The 22,334-nt window shown below is 71.8% G+C and carries 19 protein-coding genes and 1 pseudogene; 10 read left to right on the top strand and 10 right to left on the bottom strand.

Going from position 1 to position 22,334, the window contains the following annotated elements; genetic code table 11:
* The first annotated feature begins 102 nt into the window (after positions 1–102).
* Positions 103–1,053, top strand: coding sequence for a hypothetical protein (locus ABS735_RS07980; RefSeq protein ID WP_373902167.1), 951 nt, complete (start codon positions 103–105; stop codon positions 1,051–1,053).
* Between the two features lie 20 nt (positions 1,054–1,073).
* Here the strand turns inward: ABS735_RS07980 and ABS735_RS07975 are convergent, their stop codons facing one another.
* Positions 1,074–1,499 (bottom strand): Rieske (2Fe-2S) protein, encoded by a 426-nt coding sequence (locus ABS735_RS07975; RefSeq protein WP_373902166.1) that lies wholly within the window; start codon positions 1,497–1,499, stop codon positions 1,074–1,076.
* Between the two features lie 323 nt (positions 1,500–1,822).
* On the opposite strand from ABS735_RS07975, the gene ABS735_RS07970 reads away from it, so the two are divergent.
* Both ABS735_RS07970 and ABS735_RS07965 read left to right on the top strand, forming a co-directional pair.
* Positions 1,823–2,896, top strand: a complete 1,074-nt coding sequence (locus ABS735_RS07970) for a LacI family DNA-binding transcriptional regulator (RefSeq protein ID WP_373902331.1) — start codon at positions 1,823–1,825, stop codon at positions 2,894–2,896.
* A complete protein-coding gene (locus ABS735_RS07965) occupies positions 2,893–3,801 on the top strand; it encodes a carbohydrate kinase family protein (protein ID WP_373902165.1) in 909 nt (302 codons plus the stop codon). Before ABS735_RS07970 ends, ABS735_RS07965 begins: the two co-directional genes overlap by 4 nt.
* Before the next feature lie 123 nt (positions 3,802–3,924).
* Here ABS735_RS07965 and uvrA read toward each other — a convergent pair whose 3' ends face one another.
* Complete coding sequence (gene uvrA, locus ABS735_RS07960) at positions 3,925–6,975, bottom strand: excinuclease ABC subunit UvrA (RefSeq protein WP_373902164.1); 3,051 nt, start codon at positions 6,973–6,975, stop codon at positions 3,925–3,927.
* A 223-nt stretch (positions 6,976–7,198) separates the two neighbouring features.
* On the opposite strand from uvrA, the gene ABS735_RS07955 reads away from it, so the two are divergent.
* Together ABS735_RS07955 and ABS735_RS07950 are read left to right on the top strand one after the other, a co-directional pair.
* Positions 7,199–7,885 carry a maleylpyruvate isomerase family mycothiol-dependent enzyme gene (locus ABS735_RS07955; RefSeq protein WP_373902163.1) on the top strand — a complete coding sequence of 229 codons (687 nt, stop codon included), beginning with the start codon at positions 7,199–7,201 and terminating at the stop codon, positions 7,883–7,885.
* A gap of 61 nt (positions 7,886–7,946) precedes the next feature.
* On the top strand, positions 7,947–8,603 hold the full coding sequence (locus ABS735_RS07950; protein WP_373902162.1) for an MBL fold metallo-hydrolase: 657 nt from the start codon (positions 7,947–7,949) through the stop codon (positions 8,601–8,603).
* Positions 8,604–8,813: 210 nt separating this feature from the next.
* Here the strand turns inward: ABS735_RS07950 and aroQ are convergent, their stop codons facing one another.
* Positions 8,814–9,287: a type II 3-dehydroquinate dehydratase gene (gene aroQ, locus ABS735_RS07945; RefSeq protein WP_373902161.1), complete on the bottom strand. Its 474-nt coding sequence runs from the start codon at positions 9,285–9,287 to the stop codon at positions 8,814–8,816.
* 104 nt (positions 9,288–9,391) lie between these two features.
* On the opposite strand from aroQ, the gene ABS735_RS07940 reads away from it, so the two are divergent.
* The gene (locus tag ABS735_RS07940; protein ID WP_373902160.1) at positions 9,392–10,438 is read left to right on the top strand and encodes a S66 family peptidase; all 1,047 of its coding nucleotides are present in this window, start codon (positions 9,392–9,394) and stop codon (positions 10,436–10,438) included.
* Here the strand turns inward: ABS735_RS07940 and ABS735_RS07935 are convergent.
* The 6 genes and pseudogenes from ABS735_RS07935 to ABS735_RS07910 form a co-directional block, all read right to left on the bottom strand.
* A pseudogene (locus ABS735_RS07935) lies at positions 10,422–10,792 on the bottom strand (ionic transporter y4hA); the annotation flags it as partial. The gene ABS735_RS07940 and the pseudogene ABS735_RS07935 overlap by 17 nt on opposite strands.
* Before the next feature lie 127 nt (positions 10,793–10,919).
* On the bottom strand, positions 10,920–11,921 hold the full coding sequence (locus ABS735_RS07930) for a TerC/Alx family metal homeostasis membrane protein (RefSeq protein WP_373902159.1): 1,002 nt from the start codon (positions 11,919–11,921) through the stop codon (positions 10,920–10,922).
* A 253-nt stretch (positions 11,922–12,174) separates the two neighbouring features.
* Positions 12,175–14,190 carry a TerD family protein gene (locus ABS735_RS07925; protein WP_373902158.1) on the bottom strand — a complete coding sequence of 672 codons (2,016 nt, stop codon included), beginning with the start codon at positions 14,188–14,190 and terminating at the stop codon, positions 12,175–12,177.
* A 183-nt stretch (positions 14,191–14,373) separates the two neighbouring features.
* The gene (locus ABS735_RS07920) at positions 14,374–14,952 is read right to left on the bottom strand and encodes a TerD family protein (protein ID WP_030185838.1); all 579 of its coding nucleotides are present in this window, start codon (positions 14,950–14,952) and stop codon (positions 14,374–14,376) included.
* Between the two features lie 142 nt (positions 14,953–15,094).
* Positions 15,095–17,233 (bottom strand): excinuclease ABC subunit UvrB, encoded by a 2,139-nt coding sequence (uvrB, locus tag ABS735_RS07915; protein WP_373902157.1) that lies wholly within the window; start codon positions 17,231–17,233, stop codon positions 15,095–15,097.
* A 40-nt stretch (positions 17,234–17,273) separates the two neighbouring features.
* Positions 17,274–18,152, bottom strand: a complete 879-nt coding sequence (locus ABS735_RS07910; protein ID WP_373902156.1) for an MHYT domain-containing protein — start codon at positions 18,150–18,152, stop codon at positions 17,274–17,276.
* Between the two features lie 290 nt (positions 18,153–18,442).
* Between ABS735_RS07910 and ABS735_RS07905 the strand changes: the two genes are divergently transcribed.
* Both ABS735_RS07905 and ABS735_RS07900 read left to right on the top strand, forming a co-directional pair.
* On the top strand, positions 18,443–19,312 hold the full coding sequence (locus ABS735_RS07905) for a glycerophosphodiester phosphodiesterase (protein WP_373902155.1): 870 nt from the start codon (positions 18,443–18,445) through the stop codon (positions 19,310–19,312).
* 37 nt (positions 19,313–19,349) lie between these two features.
* A complete protein-coding gene (locus tag ABS735_RS07900; RefSeq protein ID WP_373902154.1) occupies positions 19,350–19,904 on the top strand; it encodes a methylated-DNA--[protein]-cysteine S-methyltransferase in 555 nt (184 codons plus the stop codon).
* Positions 19,905–19,928: 24 nt separating this feature from the next.
* Here ABS735_RS07900 and ABS735_RS07895 read toward each other — a convergent pair whose 3' ends face one another.
* Complete coding sequence (locus tag ABS735_RS07895; RefSeq protein WP_373902153.1) at positions 19,929–20,357, bottom strand: VOC family protein; 429 nt, start codon at positions 20,355–20,357, stop codon at positions 19,929–19,931.
* A 144-nt stretch (positions 20,358–20,501) separates the two neighbouring features.
* Here ABS735_RS07895 and ABS735_RS07890 point away from each other — a divergent pair, with 144 nt between their 5' ends.
* Both ABS735_RS07890 and ABS735_RS07885 read left to right on the top strand, forming a co-directional pair.
* Positions 20,502–21,401 (top strand): pseudouridine-5'-phosphate glycosidase, encoded by a 900-nt coding sequence (locus tag ABS735_RS07890; protein ID WP_373902330.1) that lies wholly within the window; start codon positions 20,502–20,504, stop codon positions 21,399–21,401.
* On the top strand, positions 21,398–22,333 hold the full coding sequence (locus tag ABS735_RS07885; RefSeq protein WP_373902152.1) for a carbohydrate kinase family protein: 936 nt from the start codon (positions 21,398–21,400) through the stop codon (positions 22,331–22,333). Before ABS735_RS07890 ends, ABS735_RS07885 begins: the two co-directional genes overlap by 4 nt.
* Position 22,334 lies beyond the last annotated feature (1 nt).

The raw sequence follows: 22,334 nt of genomic DNA, 5'->3' as shown, positions 1-22,334 counted from the left end.
TGCACGGATGTGAAGACCTCTGCGCCGCGACCGGGGGCGGCCCCGGCCGATCCGTGTCGACGGTCTGACCAGCCGTCGTGAACTTCACAGAAGGGCCCCTGCATGCCGCACGCCACCCAGCACGCGGACGTCGCCACCGCGCAACTCGACTCGGCCCTGCGCGGTGGCCCCTTCCACGTCGCGCTGCGCGCGGCGATCGCCGCTCGCGGACTGCCGCTGCAGCGCGTGCAGCACCATCTGTCGCGCCACGGAGTGAAGGTGGGCGTCACGAGTCTGAGCTACTGGCAGCAGGGTGCCCGGCGCCCGCAGCGTCCGGAGTCCCTGCGGGCCGTACGGGCCCTGGAGGAGATACTCCAGCTGCCCGAGGAGTCGCTGATACGCCTGCTCGCCGAGTCCGACGCGGAGGCCTCGGACCGGCGGCCCGCCAGCCGCTCCTACCGCGCCCACCTGGCGGCCTCGGACGTCCTGGACGGGCTGCTGACCGAACTGGGGTGCCCGTCGCCGGACGGCGGGGTGCACACCCTCGGGCACCACGAACGGATCCGCATCGGGTCCGGCCGTGAGCTGGCGGGACGCGAGTCGCACCTCATCGTCCGCGCCCACCGGGACGGCGTCGACCGCTTCGTCGCCGTCCATTACGGCGATCCGGGGTGCGTCCCCGCCCGGATGACCGTCCACGCCCTGGAGAACTGCCGCACGGGACGGGTGCGCGCCCACCAGGAGACCGGTCTGCTCGTGACCGAGTTGCTCTTCGACACGCGGCTGGGGGCCGGCGACACCCACCTCTTCCGCTACGGCGTCGAGGACGGCACGGCCGGGGTGTCGCGCGAGTACGTCCGCGGGTTCGGTACGGCGGGCGGGCAGTACGCGCTCCAGGTGCGGTTCGACGTCGCGGCCCTTCCGGTGCGCTGCCACCGGTTCACGCAGCACTCCCCGGCGGCACCGCGCGGCGGCCGGCAGGAGCTGGCGCTGAGCGGACGGCACCACTCGGTGCACCTCGTGGAGCCGCGGGTCAGGTCGGGGATGCTGGGGATCGGCTGGGACTGGGAGTAGGACGCGCCGGCCCCTGCGGGTCAGGTCCCCGGGCCCGCGACGATCCGGCCCTGCTTCACCTCGACCGGCAGTTCGACGAGCGGCACGGTCGCCGGGGCGTGCAGCACCTCGCCGGTACGGGCGTCGAACTCGCTGCCGTGGCAGTTGCAGACGAGCTTGGTCCCCTCCAGCTTCTTGATGGGGCACCCCGCGTGCGTGCACACCGTGCTGAACGCCTTCAGGGAGCCGTCCTCGGCCCGGCTGACCACCACGTTCCCGTCCGGGAAGAGCTTGGTCGCGCCCTTGGCGACCGCTCCGTCCGCGCCGAGGTCCACGGGCGCGGTGGGCCTGGCCGGGGCGGCGCCGTCGTCGCCCGGGGAACAGGCGGCCAGGCCGAGTCCGGCGACGGGCGTGGCTGCCGCCGAACGCAGGACGGTACGGCGACTCGGGGCGGGGCGGCCGGGCATGGGGTCTCCACTGGTCGGGGCCGGTCCCGACTGGTCGGGACGGGGGCAGTGCGGGTGCAGGGCGACGATATCCGGCGGGCCGGGCCGTGCGGCGGGCCGGGGCCCGGACGCCGGGTGTCCGCCCGGCCCTCCACCGGGCCCTCCACCGGGGCCTCCGCTGGAGCCTCTGCCGGGGCCTCCGCCGAAGCCTCCGCCGGGCCGTGCGGCGGGGCCTCCGCCGAGGCCCGAGGTCCGCGTAAACGTTCGCGCAAGCGTTTACGCGGGCCTCGGGCATGGGGTACGGTCCGGCCAGAGCGCGACTGTTGAGCGAGGGGGGTGCGCCGGTGGCGACCATGGCCGATGTCGCGCGGAGCGCCGGGGTCTCCGTGGCGACCGTCTCGCACGTGCTCAACGACACCCGCCCGGTACTGCCGCACACCCGCCAGGCGGTGCTCGACGCCGTCGAGGAGCTGGGCTACACCCCGAACGCCCTCGCCCGCTCCCTGGTGACCTCCCGCACCCGCTCCATCGGGCTCGCGGTGTCGGCGATCAGCAACCCGTACTTCACGGAGATCCTCCAGGGCGTCGAGGCCAGTGCCCTTGAGCACGGTTACGGCCTGCTCATCGCCGACCCGCACGACGACCCGGGGCACGAGCGCAAGGTCGTCCAGCTGCTGCACGAGCGGCGCGTGGACGGCATGATCGTCGCGCCCTCCGCCGAGCCCCGGGATCTCGTCGCCTACCTCACGCGCCACCGGGTGCCGGCCGTGTTCCTCGACCGGATCGTCGACATACCGGAGACCGAGGACGCCCCGCGCTTCGACCAGGTCTGCGCCGAGGGTGCGGAGCCGACGACCGGACTGGTGGGCCACCTCGCCGGGCTGGGCCACCGCCGGATCGGCCTGGTCGCGGGCCGGCCGGGGCTCAGCACGACCCGCGAGCGGATCACCGGCTACCGGCACGGCCTCGCCGCCGCCGGGCTGCCCTACGACGAGCGGCTACTGGTCCACGGCGACTCCGAGGCGGCCGGCGGGGAACGGGCCACGGCGGAACTGCTGTCCCTGGCGGTGCCGCCCACCGCGCTGGTCACCGCCAACAACGCGATGACCATCGGCGCCCTGCGCGCCGTCCGCGAGCGGGGCCTGTCCGTACCCGGCGATCTCGCGCTGTGCTGCTTCGACGACTTCGCCTGGGCGGACCTCTTCTCGCCCCGGCTCACCGCCGTCGCCCAGCCCAGCAGGGACATCGGCGCGCGGGCGGTACGGCTGCTGCTGGACCGTCTCGCCGCGCCGGACCGGCCCGCGCGGACCGTACGGCTGCCCTGCTCCTTCGTCCACCGCACCTCCTGCGGCTGCGCCGAGCGGCCCGGGCGGTCCGCGGAAGCCCATGCCAAGGCCCACGAAAGGACCCTCCCGTGATCGTCGTCGCCGGTGAGGCACTGATCGACCTGGTACCGCAGGGCACGGGCGCCCTCGCCGCGCTGCGGCCCGCGCTCGGCGGCGGCCCGTACAACACGGCCGTCGCGCTGGGCCGCCTCGGCTCGCCCGCCGCGTTCTGCTCGCGGGTGTCGTACGACGCCTTCGGCGAGGCGCTGCTCGACCGGCTGCGCGAGACCGGTGTGGACGTCTCGCCGGTGCAGCGCGGGGCCGAGCCCACGACCCTCGCCGTGGCCTCGCTCGACGCGGACGGCTCCGCGGCATACACCTTCTACGTGGACGGGACGGCCGACCGGCTGTTCACGCTGCCCGCCGGTCTGCCGCCCGGCGTCCGGGCCGTCTCCTTCGGGACCTGTTCGCTGGTACTGGAGCCGGGCGCGAGCGCGTACGAGGAACTGCTGCGCGAGACGGCCGCGCGGGGCGTGTTCACGGCCCTGGACCCGAACATCCGGGCAGGGCTGATCCCGGACCCGGACGCCTACCGGGCCCGGTTCAAGAGCTGGCTGCCGTCGGTGTCGCTGCTGAAGCTGTCCGCCGAGGACGCCGAGTGGCTCGGCGGCACGCCCCGGGAGTGGCTCGCGGCGGGACCGGCCGCGGTCGTGGTCACCCGGGGCGGTGCCGGTCTGACGGCGTTCACCCGGGGCGGGGGCGAGTACACGGTGCCGGGCGAGCGCGTCGAGGTGGTCGACACGATCGGCGCGGGCGACACGGTGAACGCGGCCCTGCTGCACGGTCTCGCGGTACGGGACGCCCTCGGCGACGCGTCCTTGGCCGCTCTGGGGCCGGACGGCTGGGCCGGGCTGCTGGGCTTCGCCGCCCGCGCGGCGGCGGTCACCTGTTCTCGCGCGGGCGCGGAACCGCCGTACGCCCACGAAGTCACCGTCTGACGTCACCGTCCGACGGACGCAGGTCGGCGCAGGCGGCGGCACCGGCGGCTGAGCGCGTGGGCCGCGCGAAAACGGCGGCCGGGCCCCACGGACGATCCCGTGGGGCCCGGCCGCCGTCCGGACTCAGGCCTTGCTCGTCCGCGTGGCCTTCTTCGCGGCGGGCGTGGCGGCCTTCTTGGCCGTCTTCGCCGTCTTGGCCGTCTTGGTGGCGGTCGCCTTCTTGGCGGCCGTGGCGGTGACCGCCTTGGTGGCGGTCTTCTTGGCGGTGGCCTTGGTCGCGACCGTCTTCGCCGCCTTGCGCGGCCGGGTCACCGAGGGCGCGTCGCTGACCCGGTCGGCGCCCAGGACGTCCCGCAGGAACTTGCCCGTGTGGCTGGCGGGGACGCCCGCGACCTGCTCGGGCGTGCCCTCGGCGACCACCAGGCCACCGCCGGCGCCGCCCTCGGGGCCCATGTCGACGACCCAGTCGGCGGTCTTGATCACGTCGAGGTTGTGCTCGATGACGATGACCGTGTTGCCCTTGTCGACCAGGCCGCCGAGGACCGTCAGCAGCTTGCTGATGTCCTCGAAGTGCAGACCGGTGGTCGGCTCGTCCAGGACGTAGACCGTGCGCCCCGTGGAGCGGCGCTGCAGCTCGCTGGCGAGCTTGACGCGCTGCGCCTCGCCGCCGGACAGGGTGGTCGCGGACTGGCCGAGCCGGACGTAGCCGAGGCCGACGTCCTTCAGCGTCTTCATGTGCCGGGAGATGGCGGGGACCGCCTCGAAGAAGTCGGTCGCCTCCTCGATCGGCATGTTCAGCACGTCGGCGATGGACTTGCCCTTGTAGTGGACCTCCAGGGTCTCCCGGTTGTACCGGGCGCCGTGGCAGACCTCGCACGGGACGTAGACGTCCGGGAGGAAGTTCATCTCGATCTTGATCGTGCCGTCGCCCGCGCAGTTCTCGCAGCGGCCGCCCTTGACGTTGAAGGAGAACCGGCCGGGCATGTAGCCGCGGACCTTCGCCTCCGTCGTCTCGGCGAACAGCTTGCGGATGTGGTCGAAGACGCCGGTGTACGTCGCCGGGTTCGACCGCGGGGTGCGGCCGATGGGCGACTGGTCGACGTGGACGACCTTGTCGACGAGGTCGTCGCCGTCCACGCGCGTGTGCCTTCCCGGGACGTTCCGCGCGCCGTTCAGCTCGCGGGCCAGGTGGGTGTAGAGGATGTCGTTGACCAGGGTCGACTTGCCGGATCCCGAGACGCCGGTGACGGCGGTGAAGACGCCCAGCGGGAAGGACACGTCGATGTCCTGGAGGTTGTTCTCCCGGGCGCCGTGCACGGTGAGCCGCCGCGAGGGGTCCTGCGGGCGCCGGATGTCGGGCAGCGGGATGGCCTTGCGCCCGGACAGGTACAACCCGGTCTGCGACTCGGCGTTGTCGAGCAGCTCCTTGAGGGAGCCGCTGTGCACCACCTTGCCGCCGTGCTCACCGGCGCCGGGGCCGATGTCGACGATCCAGTCGGCGACCTTGATGGTGTCCTCGTCGTGCTCGACGACGATGAGCGTGTTGCCCATGTCGCGCAGCCGGACGAGGGTCTCGATCAGCCGGTGGTTGTCGCGCTGGTGCAGGCCGATGGACGGCTCGTCGAGGACGTACAGCACGCCGACGAGACCGGAACCGATCTGGGTGGCCAGCCGGATGCGCTGGGCCTCGCCGCCGGAGAGGGTGCCCGCCGCGCGGTTCAGCGAGAGGTAGTCCAGGCCGACGTCGACCAGGAACCGCAGCCGCTCGTTGACCTCCTTCAGCACGCGCTCGGCGATCTTCTTGTCCCGGGCGTTGAGCGTCAGCTCGCCCAGGAAGTCCGCGCAGTCGCTGATGGACATCGCCGAGACCTCGGCGATCGACCGGCCCATGACGGTGACCGCGAGGACGAGCGGCTTGAGACGGGTGCCCTCACAGGTGGGGCAGGGCACCTCGCGCATATAGCCCTCGAAGCGCTCGCGGCTGGAGTCGCTCTCGGCCTCGCTGTGCCGGCGCTTGACGAAGGGGATGGCGCCTTCGAAGGCCGTGGTGTATCGGCGCTCGCGGCCGTACCGGTTGCGGTAGCGGACCTCGACCTGGGTCTTGTGGCCGTTCAGCAGGGCCTTGCGGGCGCGCAGCGGCAGGCCTGCGAAGGGAATGTCCGTACGGAAACCGAGCGCGTCCGCGAGGGCACCGATCAGGCGGCCGAAGTAGTCCTTGGTGTGTCCGTGCGACCAGGGATGGATGGCGCCCTCGTCGAGGGACTTGTCCTCGTCGGGGACGATCAGCTCCGGGTCGACCTCCATGCGGGTGCCGATGCCGGAGCAGTCGGGGCAGGCGCCGAAGGGCGAGTTGAAGGAGAAGGAGCGGGGCTCCAGCTCTTCGAAGGACAGGTCGTCGTACGGGCAGTACAGGTGCTCCGAGTACATGCGCTCGCGCTCGGGGTCGTCCTCGGGGAGGTCGACGAAGTCGAGCACGACCATGCCGCCGGACAGGCCGAGCGCGGTCTCCACGGAGTCGGTGAGACGCCGCTTGGCGGAGTCCTTCACCGTGAGGCGGTCGACGACCACCTCGATGGTGTGCTTCTCCTGCTTCTTCAGCGTGGGCGGGTTGGAGAGCTGGACGGTCTCGCCGTCCACGCGCGCGCGGGAGTAGCCCTTGGTCTGAAGGTCGGAGAAGAGGTCGACGAACTCGCCCTTGCGCTCGCGCACCAGCGGCGACAGCACCTGGAAGCGGCTGCCCTCCGGCAGCTCCAGGACCTTGTCGACGATGGCCTGCGGCGACTGGCGCGAGATCGGCCGGCCGCACTCGGGGCAGTGCGGCTTGCCGATGCGGGCGAAGAGCAGGCGCAGGTAGTCGTAGACCTCGGTGATGGTGCCGACCGTGGAGCGCGGGTTGCGCGAGGTCGACTTCTGGTCGATGGAGACCGCCGGGGAGAGACCCTCGATGAAGTCGACGTCCGGCTTGTCCATCTGGCCGAGGAACTGCCGGGCGTAGGAGGAGAGCGACTCCACGTAGCGCCGCTGGCCCTCGGCGAAGATGGTGTCGAAGGCCAGGGAGGACTTGCCCGACCCGGACAGGCCCGTGAAGACGATGAGCGAGTCACGAGGCAGGTCGAGCGAGACGTTCTTCAGGTTGTGCTCGCGCGCGCCACGGACGATGAGACGGTCGGCCACGCCGGTCCGCACCTTTCTTGAGAGAAGTGACAGGGGCGGGGCCCCCGTCTTTCTCAGACTAGGGGGAGCCACTGACAACGCCGGTCGGATTCACCGGTTGTCAACAAACCCCGACTTCCCAGCATGCCCGACGCCGCGATCGACCTTATAGCACGCGCATTCGAATTGCGGGGGGCGTCCACAACCTTCACCCGAAGGTGTGGCGCGGTCTAGGGTCAGCAGCATGATTGATCACGCGCATGACCTGGCGTCTGTACGTGACGCGACCGAGCGGCTGCTCACCGCGGTCGGGAAACTGGACAACGCGTCCGTGACGGAGTCGTCACGGCTTCCCGGCTGGAGTCGCGGCCACGTCCTCGCCCACCTCGCCCGCAACGCCGACGCCCTCGTGAACGTCCTCGAAGGACGCCCCATGTACGTCTCCGGCGAGGCCCGCGACGCCGACATCGAGCGGGACGCCCCGCGCGCCCTCGACGCCCAGCTCACCGACGTGCGCGAGAGCGCGGCCCGCTTCCAGGAGACGGGAGCGGCGCCCGCGGACTGGTCACGCACGGTGGAGCTGCGCAACGGGGTCACCGACTCGGCCTCCCGGGTGCCGTTCCGGCGGTGGGTCGAGGTGGAGCTGCACCACGTGGACCTGGGCATCGGGTACGAGCTCGAGGATCTTCCGGCGGAGTTCACCGAGCGGGAGACCGACTTCCTCGCCGCCCGGTTCGCCGGGCACCCCGACGTGCCGCCCACCCGGCTCACGGACGGCACACGCGCGTGGCGCACGGGACGGGAGGCGGACACCCCCGAGGTGACCGTCACCGGTCCCCCGGCGGATCTGCTCGGCTGGCTCGCCGGTCGCCGTGAGGGCTCCGCGCTCACCGTGGAGGGCGGCCCGCTGCCGGCACTGCCTCCCCTGTAGGCAGGCGGAAGGCGGCCGGGAGGCGGTCTGCGGGCCGCCTCCCGGCGCTAGGCTGGCCGTCATGACGTACAGCGGAGAGGTGACGGTCGGCGGACCCGCCGACGTGCACGAGCTCAAGGACCTGATGATCACCAAGGTCGCGGTCGGCCCGATGAACAACAACGCCTATCTGCTGCGTTGCCGGGCCACCGACGAGCAACTGCTGATCGACGCCGCCAACGACGCGCACACCCTGCTCGGTGTCATCGGCGAGGACGGCATCGCGTCCGTCGTCACCACCCACCGGCACGGCGACCACTGGCAGGCGCTCGCCGAGGTCGTCGCGGCCACCGGCGCCCGCACCCACGCCGGCCGGCACGACGCCGAGGGCATCCCGGTGCCGACCGACGTCCTGGTGGACGACGGCGACACCATCCGGGTGGGGCAGGTGGAGCTCACCGCACGGCACCTCGTCGGACACACACCGGGCTCCATCGTCCTGGTCTACGACGACCCGCACGGGCATCCCCACGTGTTCACCGGGGACTGTCTCTTCCCGGGCGGGGTGGGGAACACCTTCCAGGACCCGAAGGCCTTCGCGAGCCTGATCCACGACGTGGAGACCAAGGTCTTCGACACGCTCCCGGACGAGACGTGGGTCTACCCCGGGCACGGCAACGACACGACGCTCGGTGCGGAGCGGCTGCACCTGCCGGAGTGGCGAGCGCGCGGCTGGTGACGGGCGGGCGCGTGCGGTGCGAGCCCGCGCGCTGGCGCCTGCGTGCGCGCCCCGTGTGAAGCGTTCGCACGCACCCGCGGGCCGTGCGCGCTCCCGCCGCACCGGTGCGGCGCGGTCGACTGGTGGCAGCCCCGCGCAGGATCGACGGCTCCTGGGCGGCACGGGCCGCCGGCCTCCCGATCCCCGCCCTCGGCCGGCGGCCCCGGCACCTCAGGTCCTGGCCGAGCCCGCCCCGGCCAGGGCCGCGATCCGCTCCACGCCGAACACGTACCCCTGCACCCCGCATCCCGCCACGACGCCGTCGGCGCGCTGCGAGACGTAGGAGTGGTGACGGAACGGCTCACGCTGGTGGATGTTGGAGATGTGGACCTCGACCACCGGAAGTCCGTCGCAGGTGTTGAGCGCGTCCAGGATGGCGACGGACGTGTGCGAGTACGCGGCGGGGTTGATCACGATCCCGCAGTGATGCAGCCGGGCCTCGTGGATCCAGTCGACCAGTTCGCCCTCGTGGTTGGACTGCCGGAAGTCCACCGTGCCGCCGTGCGCGGCCGCCGCCTTGGCACACAGCGCCTCGACGTCGGCGAGGGTGTCGGAGCCGTAGATCTCCGGCTGGCGCTGGCCGAGCAGATTCAGGTTGGGGCCGTTGAGGATCATGATCGGGGCTTGGGCCAGGGTGCGGGGCACGGTTCCTCCGGTCCGTGAGGGGTGCGGCGGCCCTTGCTCGACCGCTGCTCGGTCCCCGGTTTATCACGGTGCGCCGATCGCCCGGCGGGCCGTACTCTCCGCGCATGACGGTGATCGCGTACCCGCCCAAGCCCTCACCCGGCGACCGCGTCGCGGTGGTGTCCCCCGCGTCAGGGCTGCCGGGACTCCTCCCGCTCCCGTACGAGTTGGGCCTGGAGCGGCTGCGCAAGGTCTACGGTCTCGAGCCGGTCGAGTATCCGGCCACCCGGAGGATGGGATCGACGCCCGCCGAGCGTGCCGCCGACCTCCACGCGGCCTTCGCCGACCCCGGCATCAAGGCGGTGTTCGCCTCGATCGGCGGTGACGACCAGATCACCGTGCTCCCGCTGCTCGACCGGGAGCTGATCCGGGCCGGCCCGAAGCCGTTCTTCGGCATGAGCGACAACACCAACCTGCTCGCCTACCTGCGCAACACGGGGATCGTCGGCTACCACGGCGGGAGCGTGATGGTGGAGCTGGGGCGTCCGGGCGCCATGCACCCGCAGACCGCCGACTCCCTGCGCGCGGCGCTGTTCACCTCGGGTCCGTACGAGCTGCGGCCCGCCGAGCACTGGAACGACGTCAACCGCGACTGGGCCGACCCCGCGACCTTCGAGACCGAGCCCGCGATGCGGCCCGGGGCGGGCTGGTCCTGGGTGAACGCCGACCGGGTGGCCGAGGGACGTACGTGGGGCGGCTGCCTGGAGATCCTCGCGTGGCTGCTGATGGCCGACCGCGAGATCGCCCGCGATCCGGCGGAGTACGACGGTGACGTGCTGTTCCTGGAGACGTCCGAGGAACTGCCGGGCGCGGAGGAGGTGTTCCGCACCCTGCGCAACATGGGCGAGCGAGGGCTGCTCGGCCGCTTCTCCGCCCTGCTGATGGGACGTGCGAAGACGTGGTCCTTCGAGCGGCCCAACAGTGCCGGGGAGGCCGCCCGGTACGCGGCGGAGCAGCGTGCGGCGGTACTGCGCGCGATGCGCGTCTACGCTCCCGACACCATGATCGTCTTCGACGTGGACCTCGGCCACACCGATCCTCAGGTGATCGTCCCGTACGGGGGCACCGTGCGGATCGACGGGCCCGCCCGGCGCATCACCGTGACCTACTGACGCTTCCGCCCGGTCTACGGCTGACCGCCAGTTCCAGGTACGCCGCGAACAGCACCAGGTGGAGGCCTCCCTGCAAGGGCGTGGCCCGGCCCGGCACGACCGTCAGGGAGGCCACGACCACGGTCAGGGCGAGCGGCACCATGTGGATGGAGCTGAGGCCCGGGACCAGCGGCCCGGCCCGGAGAGCGCACGGAGGCCAGGGCGACCGCGGGGATGGTCAGGCCGATGCTGGCCATGGCCGAGCCGAGCGCGGTTCAGACTGGCCTGCACCCGGTCGCGGCGCGCGGAACGCACCGCGGCGATGGTCTCGGGGAGCAGGACCAGCAGCGCGATGATGACGCCGACGACGGCATGGTCACTTCGCCCTGCCGGGTGATCGGCAGGCCTCTCGCCACGGTGCGCGCGAGGTCGCCGAGCACTCCGAGCACGCGGGGAGCGGCGAACGGCTCGGCGCCGTTCGCCGCTCTCCGGCCCGGGTGAATCAGGCCTCGACGCTGTCCTTCGAGGCGTCGCCGCTCTCGGCGGCCGCCGCTTCCGCCGCGGCCTGCTTCTTGGAGGCGCGGAGACTGGTGATCGTGGTGACGACCAGGACGGAGCAGATCACGCCGAGCGAGACCGGAATGCTGATCTCGGGGACGTGGACGCCGGACTCGTGCAGGGCGTGCAGCACCAGCTTGACGCCGATGAAGCCCAGGATCACCGACAGGCCGTAGGAGAGGTGCACCAGCTTCCTCAGCAGTCCGCCGATGAGGAAGTACAGCTGGCGCAGACCCATCAGCGCGAACGCGTTGGCCGTGAACACGATGTACGGGTCCTGCGTCAGACCGAAGATCGCCGGGATGGAGTCGAGTGCGAAGAGCACGTCGGTGGTGCCGATGGCGAGCATCACGACCAGCATCGGGGTCATGACCCGCTTGCCGTTCTCCTCGATCCACAGCTTGGTGCCGTGGTACCGGTCGGCGACGCCGAAGCGGCGCTCGGCGGCCTTGAGGAGCTTGTTCTCCTCGAACTCCTCGTCCTCCTCGTCGGCCCGGGCCTCCTGGATGAGCTTCCAGGCGGTGTAGATGAGGAAGGCACCGAAGATGTAGAAGACCCAGGCGAAGCTGGCGAGGATCGCGGCACCCGCGGCGATGAAGATCGCCCTGAGGACCAGGGCTATGAGGACACCGATGAGCAGGACCCGCTGCTGGTACTGCGAGGGCACCGCGAACTTCGCCATGATCAGGACGAAGACGAAGAGGTTGTCCACGCTCAGCGACTTCTCGGTGATGAAGCCCGCGAAGAACTCACCGGCGGGTTCACCGCCGCCGAAGAGGAGCAGGCCGAGCCCGAAGAGGCCCGCCAGGGCGATCCAGACGCCGGTCCAGATGCCGGCTTCCTTGATCGATACGTCGTGCGGCTTGCGGCCGATGAAGAAATCGACCGCGATGAGGGCGGCGAGGCCCACGATGGTCAGGACCCACAGGGTCACGGAAACTTCCACTACGCCTCCGGCAGTACGTCACACGGCAGATGTCAGCGTCGTCGCTGCCGGAGGTCTCTTCCACCCGGGTGCCCGGGACGCGTGATGCGCCCGGAACCACGGGCCGACGCCCCGGGATCTGGCCTGATCCGTATTGACGGGTACGCCGCAGCAGACAGGGAGTACTCCCCTCCGTACGGAAGACAGTACCCCAATCCCCAAGGGAAGGTAAAGAGATTTGCAAATAAAGCTCAAAAGTCCAGCTCGGAGACGGTCACCCGCCCCATGAGCGGCGGGCCGCGGCAACCTGTGCGAGCACCTGCTGGAGCACCTGGCTGCCGGGCGGCACGAGCGGCGGCTCGTACGTCCAGGCATGCCCGACCCACGGGTCGGCGAGGTGGTCGTCGGCCACCGGTGTCAGCCGCAGCAACGAGCGCCACAGCGGGTCGAGCAGCGGTCCGAACCCGGCGGACTCCTCGCGGTCGGCGACCATCATCAGGTGGACTCCGACGGCCGGCCCCTCGTCGGCGAGGTAGCGCAACTGGTTGACGGCCCGGTCGTCGAAGCCGTGCGGGAAGTCGTTGACGATCAGCAACTGCTGCGAGGTGTCGAGGCCGGGCGGGAGCGCGTCGGGAGCGCCTCCGCGCAACGCCATCTGGACCAGGTCGACGCGCTGGGTGAGACGAGCCAGTACGTCCGCCGCCCCCGCGGCGCCCTGGGCGGGCGGCGCGGGGAGCACGCCGCTCTGCACCAGCGGCGCCAGCGCCTGGGCGCCGGATCCGGCCGGATCGATGACGTGCACGGTGAACTCGCCCGCCGGGTAGACGGCGAGCAGCCGGGCCGCGTGGGCGACGGCCGTCTCCAGGCCCAGGCGCCGCATCTCGTGGGAGTCGGCGAACGAACCGTCGAGCGAGGCGGAGCGTCCGCTGTCGATCCACAGGCCGCGCTCGAGCGGCAGCCGGATCAGCATCGGGACGCGTATGCGGTCGGCCTCCGGCAGATGGAGATCGCCCAGCCGCAGGGCCATCGGGATCTCCATGGGGACGCGGTAGGCGTGCCAGACGGGGTTGTCCCAGCGCGCGAAGGCCGCCGGCAGGGCGGGCTCGACGACCTCGGCCTCCGCGACGAGCTGGGCGACATCGCGGTCCAGGACCTCCCTGGCCTGGGACACCAACTGACCGTGCCGGGCGCGCGCCGCTTCCCGGGCGGCGTCGCCCTGTCCGCCGATCCGGTTGCGCGGGTCGGACAGGATCTGGTCGAGCTCCTTCTCCATCCGGGAGTCGGCGAAGTCGACGGCGCTGCGGTAGGCCGCCGTGGTGCGGGCCAGGTCCTCGAACATGCCCCACACCTGGTTGTAGAGCCGTTCCTCCATGGACCAGCCGGTGGCGTCGCCGGCGACGGGCCGGGCGGGCTGACCGGGTTCGGCCGGGGGTGCGGCCGGCGGGGGCGGGGGCGGGGCCGCGGTCTGCCGGCGGGGGTGGCTGTAGTCGATCGGGCCGCCTCCGGCGGGCGCGGACGGCTGGCCGGCGGTGACGGGCTCCCCCGGACCGCCCGGGTACGGCTGCTGCGCTCCGTGCTGTCCCGGCGCCCCGGGGCCCTGCGGGCCGGGAGCGGGAGCGCCCTGGGGGTCGTACGGAGAGGCCGGCGGTACGGGACCGTCGGAACCGGGCCGCGCCGCGGTGCCGTGGTCCGGGCGGTGCGCCGGGGCGGTGGCCGGAGGGGCCGGTACCGAACGGGCCAGCCCGCTCGCCACCGCCTCGTGGATGCTCCCCGCGAGCTGGTGGGCCTGGGGCAGCTTCTGGTCGGCGAAGAGCTCGGCGAGGCCGCCCGCGTAGCCCTGGCCGACGGCGCGCACCTTCCAGGCGCCCTGTCGCCGGTAGAGCTCCAGGGCGACGACGGCTGACTCGGCCTCCAGGCCGGTGATGGTGTAGCTGGCGACCTCGTCGCCGTCGAGGCCCGTGACGGCGACGAAGGGCGCGGCGACGGCCCCGAAGCAGGCCGGGCCCCTCCCGCCGGTGGGCAGGGCGAGCAGCACACTGACGCGGTGCACGGCGTCCGGTACGGCGTCCAGGTCCACCGCGAGGCGGTGGTCGGCGGCGGCCTGCCGGGAGACCTCCAGGCCCGGGAGGGTGGGTGCGCCCGGGTGGGCCACCCACTCGACGCCGTGGATGGTGCCGTTCTCGTCGCCGAGCGTGGCCCCGGCCACGACCGGCGTGCCGGCCGAGACCCGGATCTCGAGACGAGCCCCGGGAAGCGGGTGGTTCTGTCCCCGCGTCAGCTCGGCCGTCATCGCCTTTCCCCCTGTGTCGTTCGTGCGTCACCCGCGAGGCGTCACGCGGGTCTGGCCGGTCCCGCGGACGGGACCGGCCGGTTCGTGTCGGACTGCTGCGGGCCGCACTGCTGCGGGCCGGACTGCTGCGGGCCGGACTGCTCTGGGCCGGACCGCCGCAGCCGGGTTCCTGCGGGCCGGCCGCTACAGGACCGGCAGGATCGCCGGCATCAGGTCCTGGAAGGTGCGGCCGTTGGCCGGGGTGCCGATGGCGGTCATCGCCCAGCCCTGGCCGGCGCGGTTCACCTTGGCCATGATCTGGGCCGTGAAGGCCCCGCCGCCGGCCAGTGTGTAGCGCGCCAGTTCCTGGCCGTTGGTCTCGTCGACCAGGCGGCAGAAGGCGTTCTGGACTTCCTGGAAGGTCTGGCCGGTGAAGGAGTTGACCGTGAAGACGATCTGGTCGATGTGGACCGGAACGCGCTGCAGGTCGACGAGGATCGCCTCGTCGTCGCCGCCCTGGCCGACACCGCCGACGAGGTTGTCCCCGGTGTGGCGCACCGAGCCGTCGTCGCTCACCAGGTGGCGGAAGAAGACGACGTCGACCGGCTGCTTGTCCGCGAAGAGGACCGCGGAGGCGTCCAGGTCGATCTCCCGGGTGCGCGAGCCGAACAGGCCGCGCCGGGGAGCCGCCTGCCAGCCGAGACCCATGCGCACCGACGTCAGGCTGCCGCCGTCGCTCTTCTGCAGACTGATGGCCTGACCCTTGGTCATGTTGACGGTCACGCGCTGATCCCCTCTCGAACTGTCCCCTGTTGCCGCGGTACCCGCGGTTGACCAGAACCCTATGCAGAGGCACTGACAGTGCCCCACCCCGGTCCGCGCTTTGTGTCGGTCTTGCAACACAGTGCGCTGCCCGGCCGGGCCGTCAGGCCAGGCCCGCCTCCTTCATCTGGCGCAGTTCCTTCTTCATCTCGGAGACCTCGTCGCGCAGCCGGGCCGCGATCTCGAACTGGAGGTCGGCCGCTGCGGCGCGCATCCGGGTGGTGAGATCCTCGATCTGTCCGGCCAGCTCCGCCGCCGGACGGTCGGTCACCGCCGTTTCCTTGGCCCGGCCCTTGGCAGCCTTGGTCCCGCCCGTCGCCTGGCCGCCCAGCGCGGGCACGGGTGCCTCGGCGCCCTTGCCCTCCTTCGCCTGGCGGTAGCCCGAGCCGAGGAGCTGTTCGGTGTCGACGTCCTCGCGGGCGATCTGCGCGACGATGTCGTTGATCTTCTTGCGGAGCGGCTGCGGGTCGACGCCGTTCGCCTTGTTGAACGCGACCTGCTTCTCGCGGCGGCGGTTGGTCTCGTCGATGGCCTTCTCCATCGCCGGCGTGATCTTGTCCGCGTACATGTGGACCTGGCCGGAGACGTTGCGCGCCGCGCGGCCGATGGTCTGGATCAGGGAGGTGCCGGAGCGCAGGAAGCCCTCCTTGTCGGCGTCGAGGATCGCCACCAGGGACACCTCGGGCAGGTCGAGGCCCTCACGCAGCAGGTTGATGCCTACCAGGACGTCGTACTCGCCGGCGCGCAGCTCACGCAGCAGCTCGACGCGGCGCAGCGTGTCGACGTCGCTGTGGAGGTAGCGGACCTGGATGCCGAGCTCCAGGAAGTAGTCGGTGAGGTCCTCGGCCATCTTCTTGGTGAGGGTGGTGACCAGGACGCGCTCGTCCTTCTCGGTCCGTGTGCGGATCTCGTGCACCAGGTCGTCGATCTGGCCCTCGGTGGGCTTGACGACGACTTCCGGGTCGACCAGGCCGGTGGGGCGGATGATCTGCTCCACGGCGCCGTCCGAACGGGAGAGCTCGTAGGCGCCCGGGGTCGCCGACAGGTACACGGTCTGCCCGATGCGCTCCTGGAACTCCTCCCACTTCAGCGGACGGTTGTCGAGCGCGGAGGGCAGCCGGAAGCCGTGGTCGACCAGGGTCCGCTTGCGGGAGGCATCGCCCTCGTACATGGCGCCGATCTGCGGGACGGTGACGTGCGACTCGTCGATGACGAGCAGGAAGTCGTCCGGGAAGTAGTCCAGCAGGGTGTTCGGCGGGGAGCCGGGCGAACGGCCGTCGAAGTGCATCGAGTAGTTCTCCACGCCGGAGCAGGAGCCGATCTGGCGGAGCATCTCGAGGTCGTACGTGGTGCGCATCCGCAGCCGCTGGGCCTCCAGGAGCTTGCCCTGCTTCTCCAGCTCGGTCAGGCGCTCGGCCAGCTCCTTCTCGATGTCGTTGACCGCGCGCTCCAGGCGCTCGGGGCCGGCGACGTAGTGGGAGGCCGGGAAGACGTACAGCTGCTGGTCGTCGCTGATGATCTCGCCGGTGACCGGGTGGAGCGTGGACAGGGCCTCGATCTCGTCGCCGAACATCTCGATGCGGACGGCCAGCTCCTCGTAGACCGGGAAGATCTCGATGGTGTCGCCGCGCACCCGGAAGGTGCCGCGGGCGAAGGCCATGTCGTTGCGCGTGTACTGGATGTCGACGAAGCGGCGCAGCAGCTCGTCCCGGTCGTGCTCCTCACCGACCCGGAGCGGGACCATGCGGTCCACGTACTCCTGCGGGGTGCCGAGGCCGTAGATGCAGGAGACGGAGGCGACCACGACGACGTCACGGCGGGTGAGCAGCGAGTTGGTGGCGGAGTGGCGCAGGCGCTCCACCTCCTCGTTGATCGAGGAGTCCTTCTCGATGTAGGTGTCCGACTGGGGGACGTAGGCCTCGGGCTGGTAGTAGTCGTAGTACGAGACGAAGTACTCGACGGCGTTGTTGGGCAGCAGCTCGCGGAACTCGTTCGCCAGCTGGGCGGCCAGGGTCTTGTTCGGCGCCATCACCAGGGTGGGGCGCTGGAGCTTCTCGATCATCCACGCGGTGGTGGCGGACTTTCCGGTGCCGGTGGCGCCGAGCAGGACGACGTCCTTCTCGCCTGCCCGGACACGCCGGGCCAGCTCGGCGATGGCCGCCGGCTGGTCGCCGCTGGGCTGGTAGGGGCTGACGACCTCGAAGGGCGCCACCGTGCGTTCGATCTGGGAAACGGGCCGCATGGGTTCCACCGTACGACCCGCCACTGACAACGGGTCGCGGTCAGCGGTTCTGCGGGGTGCGCGAGCCCCGGTGGGCGAGGGGGCGGCGCGTGCGCCGGGCGGGGTGGTGTGCCGGGTGCCGGATCGTGCGCGGGACCTCGGTGTGGGCGGGGACGCCCGGCTTCCGCTCGACGGGGGCCACGGCGGGCCTTCCCATGACCATCAGCGGGTCGAACACGACGACGACGCCGGCGAGGAGGAGGAAGGCGAGGGGACCGATCAGCATGGGGGCGAGCATTTCGGCGGGCGATCCTCCGACGGGGGGCTCGGCCGTGCCGGTGAGGTGGACCTCGAGGGCGGCCATTCCCGTGTAGTGCATGCCCGTGACGGCCAGCCCCATGATCAGAGCGGCGCCCACGCTCCACAGGAAGCCCCGGACCTGTCCGGCCGACCACAGGGCGGCGGTGGCGGCGGCCATGGCTATGACGACGGACGCGGCGACGGTGAACGTGTTGTACGTCAACTGCCCGTCCAGGTTCATCCCGGCCATTCCCAGGTAGTGCATCGAGGCGATGCCCAGGCCGGTGACGGTACCGCCGGTGAACAGGGCCGTCCCGCGCGCACCCCGGTAGCCGACGATGAAGATCCCCACGCCGACCATGACGATGGCGACGGCCAGGCTGGCGAAGGTCATCAGCCAGTCGTAGCGGATCGGGGTGTGGTCGATCGTGAACCCCATCATCGCGACGAAGTGCATGGTCCAGATGCCGGAGCCGATCGCCGCCGAGCCGAGGGCGAGCCATCCGGGGCGCCAGGAGCGGGTGACCAGCACGGCCCTGGCGGTGCAGCGCAGACCGAGGGCACCGCCGAGGCAGGCCATGAGGTAGGCCACCAGCGGTGTGACGAGTCCGTAGCTGAATCCGTCGACCGTGCTTTGCATGTGCGGCTGCCTTTCCGCCTTCTTACACCCCGGCGATGTCCCGGTTTCTCCTGATGTGCGCCCCCTCCCAGGACCGCGCGAACGATCAGGGTCGAGGCAGAGAGTATGACTTCCACCGGAATGGTCGAACGATTCTCCGGCAAAGAATCACGGTCTCGCCCCAGTTGTGCCGCCGCCGTGAGCGTAATTGAGCAACTCCATTCAGCCTGTGGCCACTCCGCACCCCTGTTTTGTTGACTCTCCGATGTCACAGTGGTGCTGTCCGTGATCGTTCGAGGCGAGGAGTACGCATGCACGTACGCGCAGTAGCCGTCACGACCACCGCTCTTCTTGGGGTCGCCCTCACGGCTCCCCTCTCGCACGCCCGGGCCGACGAGGCGGGCGACGACGGGCCCACGGTCGTCGCCCACCGGGGTGCTTCCGGGTATGCGCCGGAGAACACGCTGGCCGCCGTCGACCGGGCGGCCGAGCTGGGCATCCGCTGGGTGGAGAACGACGTCCAGCGCACCCGGGACGGCGAACTCGTCGTCCTCCACGACGAGAGCCTGGCGCGTACGACCGACGTGGAGGAGGTCTTCCCGGACCGGTCGCCCTGGAACGTGAAGGACTTCACCGCCGCGGAGATCGCGCGGCTGGACGCGGGGAGCTGGTTCGCTCCCGAGTACGCGGGCGCGCGCGTGCCGACGCTGGAGCAGTACGTGGACCGGGTGGAGCACAACCACCAGAAGCTGCTGCTGGAGCTGAAGAGCCCCGGGCTGTACCCGGGCATCGAACGGCAGACCCTCAAGGTCCTCGCCAACGAGGGCTGGCTCGACCGGCGGCATGTGGCGGGACGGCTGGTCGTGCAGAGCTTCGACGCCGACAGCATCCGGACGGTCCACGATCTCAAGCCCGCCGTCAAGACCGGTTTCCTCGGCACCCCGGCCGTGTCGGAGCTGCCGGCGTACGCGGAGTTCGCCGACCAGATCAACCCGTCGTACAGCACGCTCTCCATGAGCTACGTGTCCGCGGTGCACGCGTTCACGGGCCCGCACGGCAGGCCGCTGGAGGTGCTCACCTGGACGGTGAACGACGCGGACACCGCGCGCCGGGTCGCGGGGTACGACGTCGACGGCGTCATCACCAACAAGCCCGACGTGGTGCGGGACGCCGTGGACTGACCCGGGCGTTGTCAGTGCCGGGCCGTACCGTGGGGGCATGGACAGCCATGGGCAGTACGAGCAGCAGGTCGTGTGGACCGTCGTCGGCACCGACATCGGTCCGCTGCTGCTGGCCGCCACCCGCGACGGTCTGGTCAACGTCGTGTTCCACGCCACCGACGCCGCGCGCGACCGGGCGCTCGACAGGCTCACGGCCCGGCTGGGCACGGAGCCCGTCGAGGCGCCCGGCTCCCCGCTGCTGACCGAGGCGATACGCCAGGTGGAGGCGTACTTCGCGGGCAGGAGGCGCGACTTCGACCTGCCGCTGGACTGGTCGCTGATCTCGGGCTTCAACCGGCAGGTGCTGCGCGAGCTGGCCTCCGGCGTCCCCTATGGCTCGGTCGTCGGCTACGGCGCTCTGGCCGGCCGGGTGGGCCAGCCGGGCGCCGCCCAGGCGGTGGGCATGGCCATGGGGGCCAATCCGCTGCCCGTCGTCGTGCCGTGTCACCGGGTCGTGGAGAGCGACGGCGGCATCGGCGGGTTCGGCGGCGGTGTGGACACCAAGCGGCGGCTGCTCGCGCTGGAGGGCGTGCTGCCCGAGCCGTTGTTCTGACGGACGGCACCGGCCGGGCGGGGGCTACTCGTAGTGCCGGGCCTCGATGATGTTGCCGTCCGGGTCGCCGAAGTAGAAGCTCCGCCTGGCCATGCCGCGGGCGCCGTAGGAGTCGTAGGAGAGGTCCGACACCGGGACGGACTGCTCCTCCAGGCGGGCGCGCAGTGCGTCGAAGCCGTGCGGGGACAGGGACACGCAGATGTGGTTGACGGGATGCCCGGCACTGGCGTCGGCGCCGGGGACCACGCGCATGCGGGCCGCCATGGAGTGCGGTGCGAGGTCGAGGATGGTCTCGTCGTCGATCCGCACGGAGGGGAAGCTCACGGTCCCCGCGGCGTACTCGGTGACCCTCAGTGGCTCGAAGCCCAGGTTCTTCTCGTAGAAGCCGGCCGCGGCGACCGGGTCGCGTACCCACAGGACGACGTGGTCGAGACGGGTCGTGTTGTCTGTCATAGGCCCAGGCTCGTGCTCCGTCACGAGGGCCGCAACGGTTTTGTTCCGGCACCGGCGGGGTTTGGCCCGGTCCCCCGCCCGCCAGGGATGAGGGGGACCGGAGCTGAGGGAGACCGTCGGACAGGAGGCAGGCGCGTGAGGTTGATGGTGTCGGAAGAGGTACGGGAGGCGATCGACGCGTGTCGCCCCGTGGTGGCCCTGGAATCCACGATCATCGCGCACGGCCTGCCGCGCCCGCGCAATCTGCTGGTGGCCCGGGAGCTGGAGGAGGCGGTGCGGCGGGAGGGCGCCGTACCGGCGACGATCGCCGTGCTGGACGGACGGCCGCGTGTCGGCCTGGACAAGGAGCAGCTGGAGCGGGTCGCCAACGAGGACGGCATCCGCAAGCTGGGGCACCGGGACCTGCCGCTCGCGGTGGCCTCCGGGGCGAGCGGGGCGACCACCGTGTCGGCGACCGCCCTGCTGGCGGCCCTCGCGGGCGTGCGGGTGTTCGCGACGGGCGGGCTGGGCGGCGTCCACCGGGAGTGGACGGTGACGCAGGACGAGTCGGCGGACCTGGGACTGCTGGCCCGCACCCGGATCACCGTGGTCTGCGCGGGCGTGAAGTCCATCCTGGACGTCCCGGCGACCCTGCAACGGCTGGAGACGCTGGGGGTCGCGGTGGCCGGCTACGGAACGGACCGCTTCCCCGGCTTCTACCTGTCCGACTCGGGACACCCGGTGGACTGGACGCTGGACGACCCGGAGCAGGTGGCGGCGGTCATGCGGGCGCAGGACGCGCTGGACGGACCGCGGTCCGCGCTCGTGGTCGCCAATCCCGTTCCCGAGGAGGAGCAGCTCGATCCCGCGCTCCACGCGCGCGTGCTCGCCGACGCGCTGCACGCGTGCGAGGCGGAGGGTGTCACGGGCCAGGCGGTCACACCGTTCCTCCTCGAACGCCTGGTACGGCTCACCGACGGTGCCTCGCTGAGCGCCAACCTGGCGGCGGTGCGGGGGAACGTGCGGCTGGCGGCCCGGATCGCGGCGGCCTGGACCGGGGCATGAGCGCGGCCCCGGGCGGTGCGCTGCTGGTCGTCGGGGACGTGGTCACGGACGTCGTCGCCCGGCACCGGGGACCGCTGGCCCCCGGCACGGACACCGCCGCCTCGATCCGTCGGCTGCCCGGCGGGGCGGGTGCCAACGTGGCCTGCTGGGCGGCGTACGCGGGGTGCGGGGACGTACGGCTGCTGGGCCGGGTGGGCACCGACGCGTCCGCGTGGCACGAGCGGGAGCTGGCGGCGTGTGGGGTGCGTCCGCTTCTCGTCGTCGATGTGGCGGCACCCACGGGGACGGTGATCTGCCTGGTCGACACGGACGACTCGGCCGAGCGGACGTTCCTGACGGACAGCGGGGCGTCGTTGCTGATCGGTCCGGACGACTGGTCGGACGCGCTGCTCGACGGCGTGGGCCGGCTGCACCTGTCCGGCTATCTCCTCTTCTCGGAGCCGGGCCGCGCCCTGGTGTCGGTCGCCCTGGCGGCGGCCCGCGCGCGTGGGGTGCCGGTCAGCCTGGACCCGGCGTCGGCCGGGTTCCTCGCCGAGCTGGGCGTCGGCCGTTTCCTCGGCCTGGTCGAGGGCGTGGACGTGCTGCTGCCCAGCCGTGACGAGGCGTGTCTGCTGACCGGCCTGCCCGACGCGGCGGACGCGGCCGCGAAGCTCAGCCGGCACGTTCCGCTGGTGATCGCCAAGCAGGGGGCGGAAGGGGCGCTGGTGGCCCGGTCCGGCACCGTGCGCGCACGGGTCGCCGCCGTCACGGCGTCGCCGCGGGACAGTACGGGCGCAGGTGACGCCTTCACCGGCGCGTTCCTCGCCGCACTGCTCACGGGCGCCGAGCCCGAGGAGGCGGCGGCCGCCGGATGCCGGGCGGGCGCACGGGCGGTCGAGGGGGTGGGCGGAAGACCTCCACGAACGGCCGACCGGCGAACGGCCGACGGGTAGC

The organism is Streptomyces sp. MMCC 100 (assembly GCF_041538145.2).
Taxonomy (GTDB): Bacteria; Actinomycetota; Actinomycetes; order Streptomycetales; family Streptomycetaceae; genus Streptomyces.
Note: the sequence above shows the minus strand (reverse complement) of the source record. Positions and strands in the feature narration are given on the sequence as shown.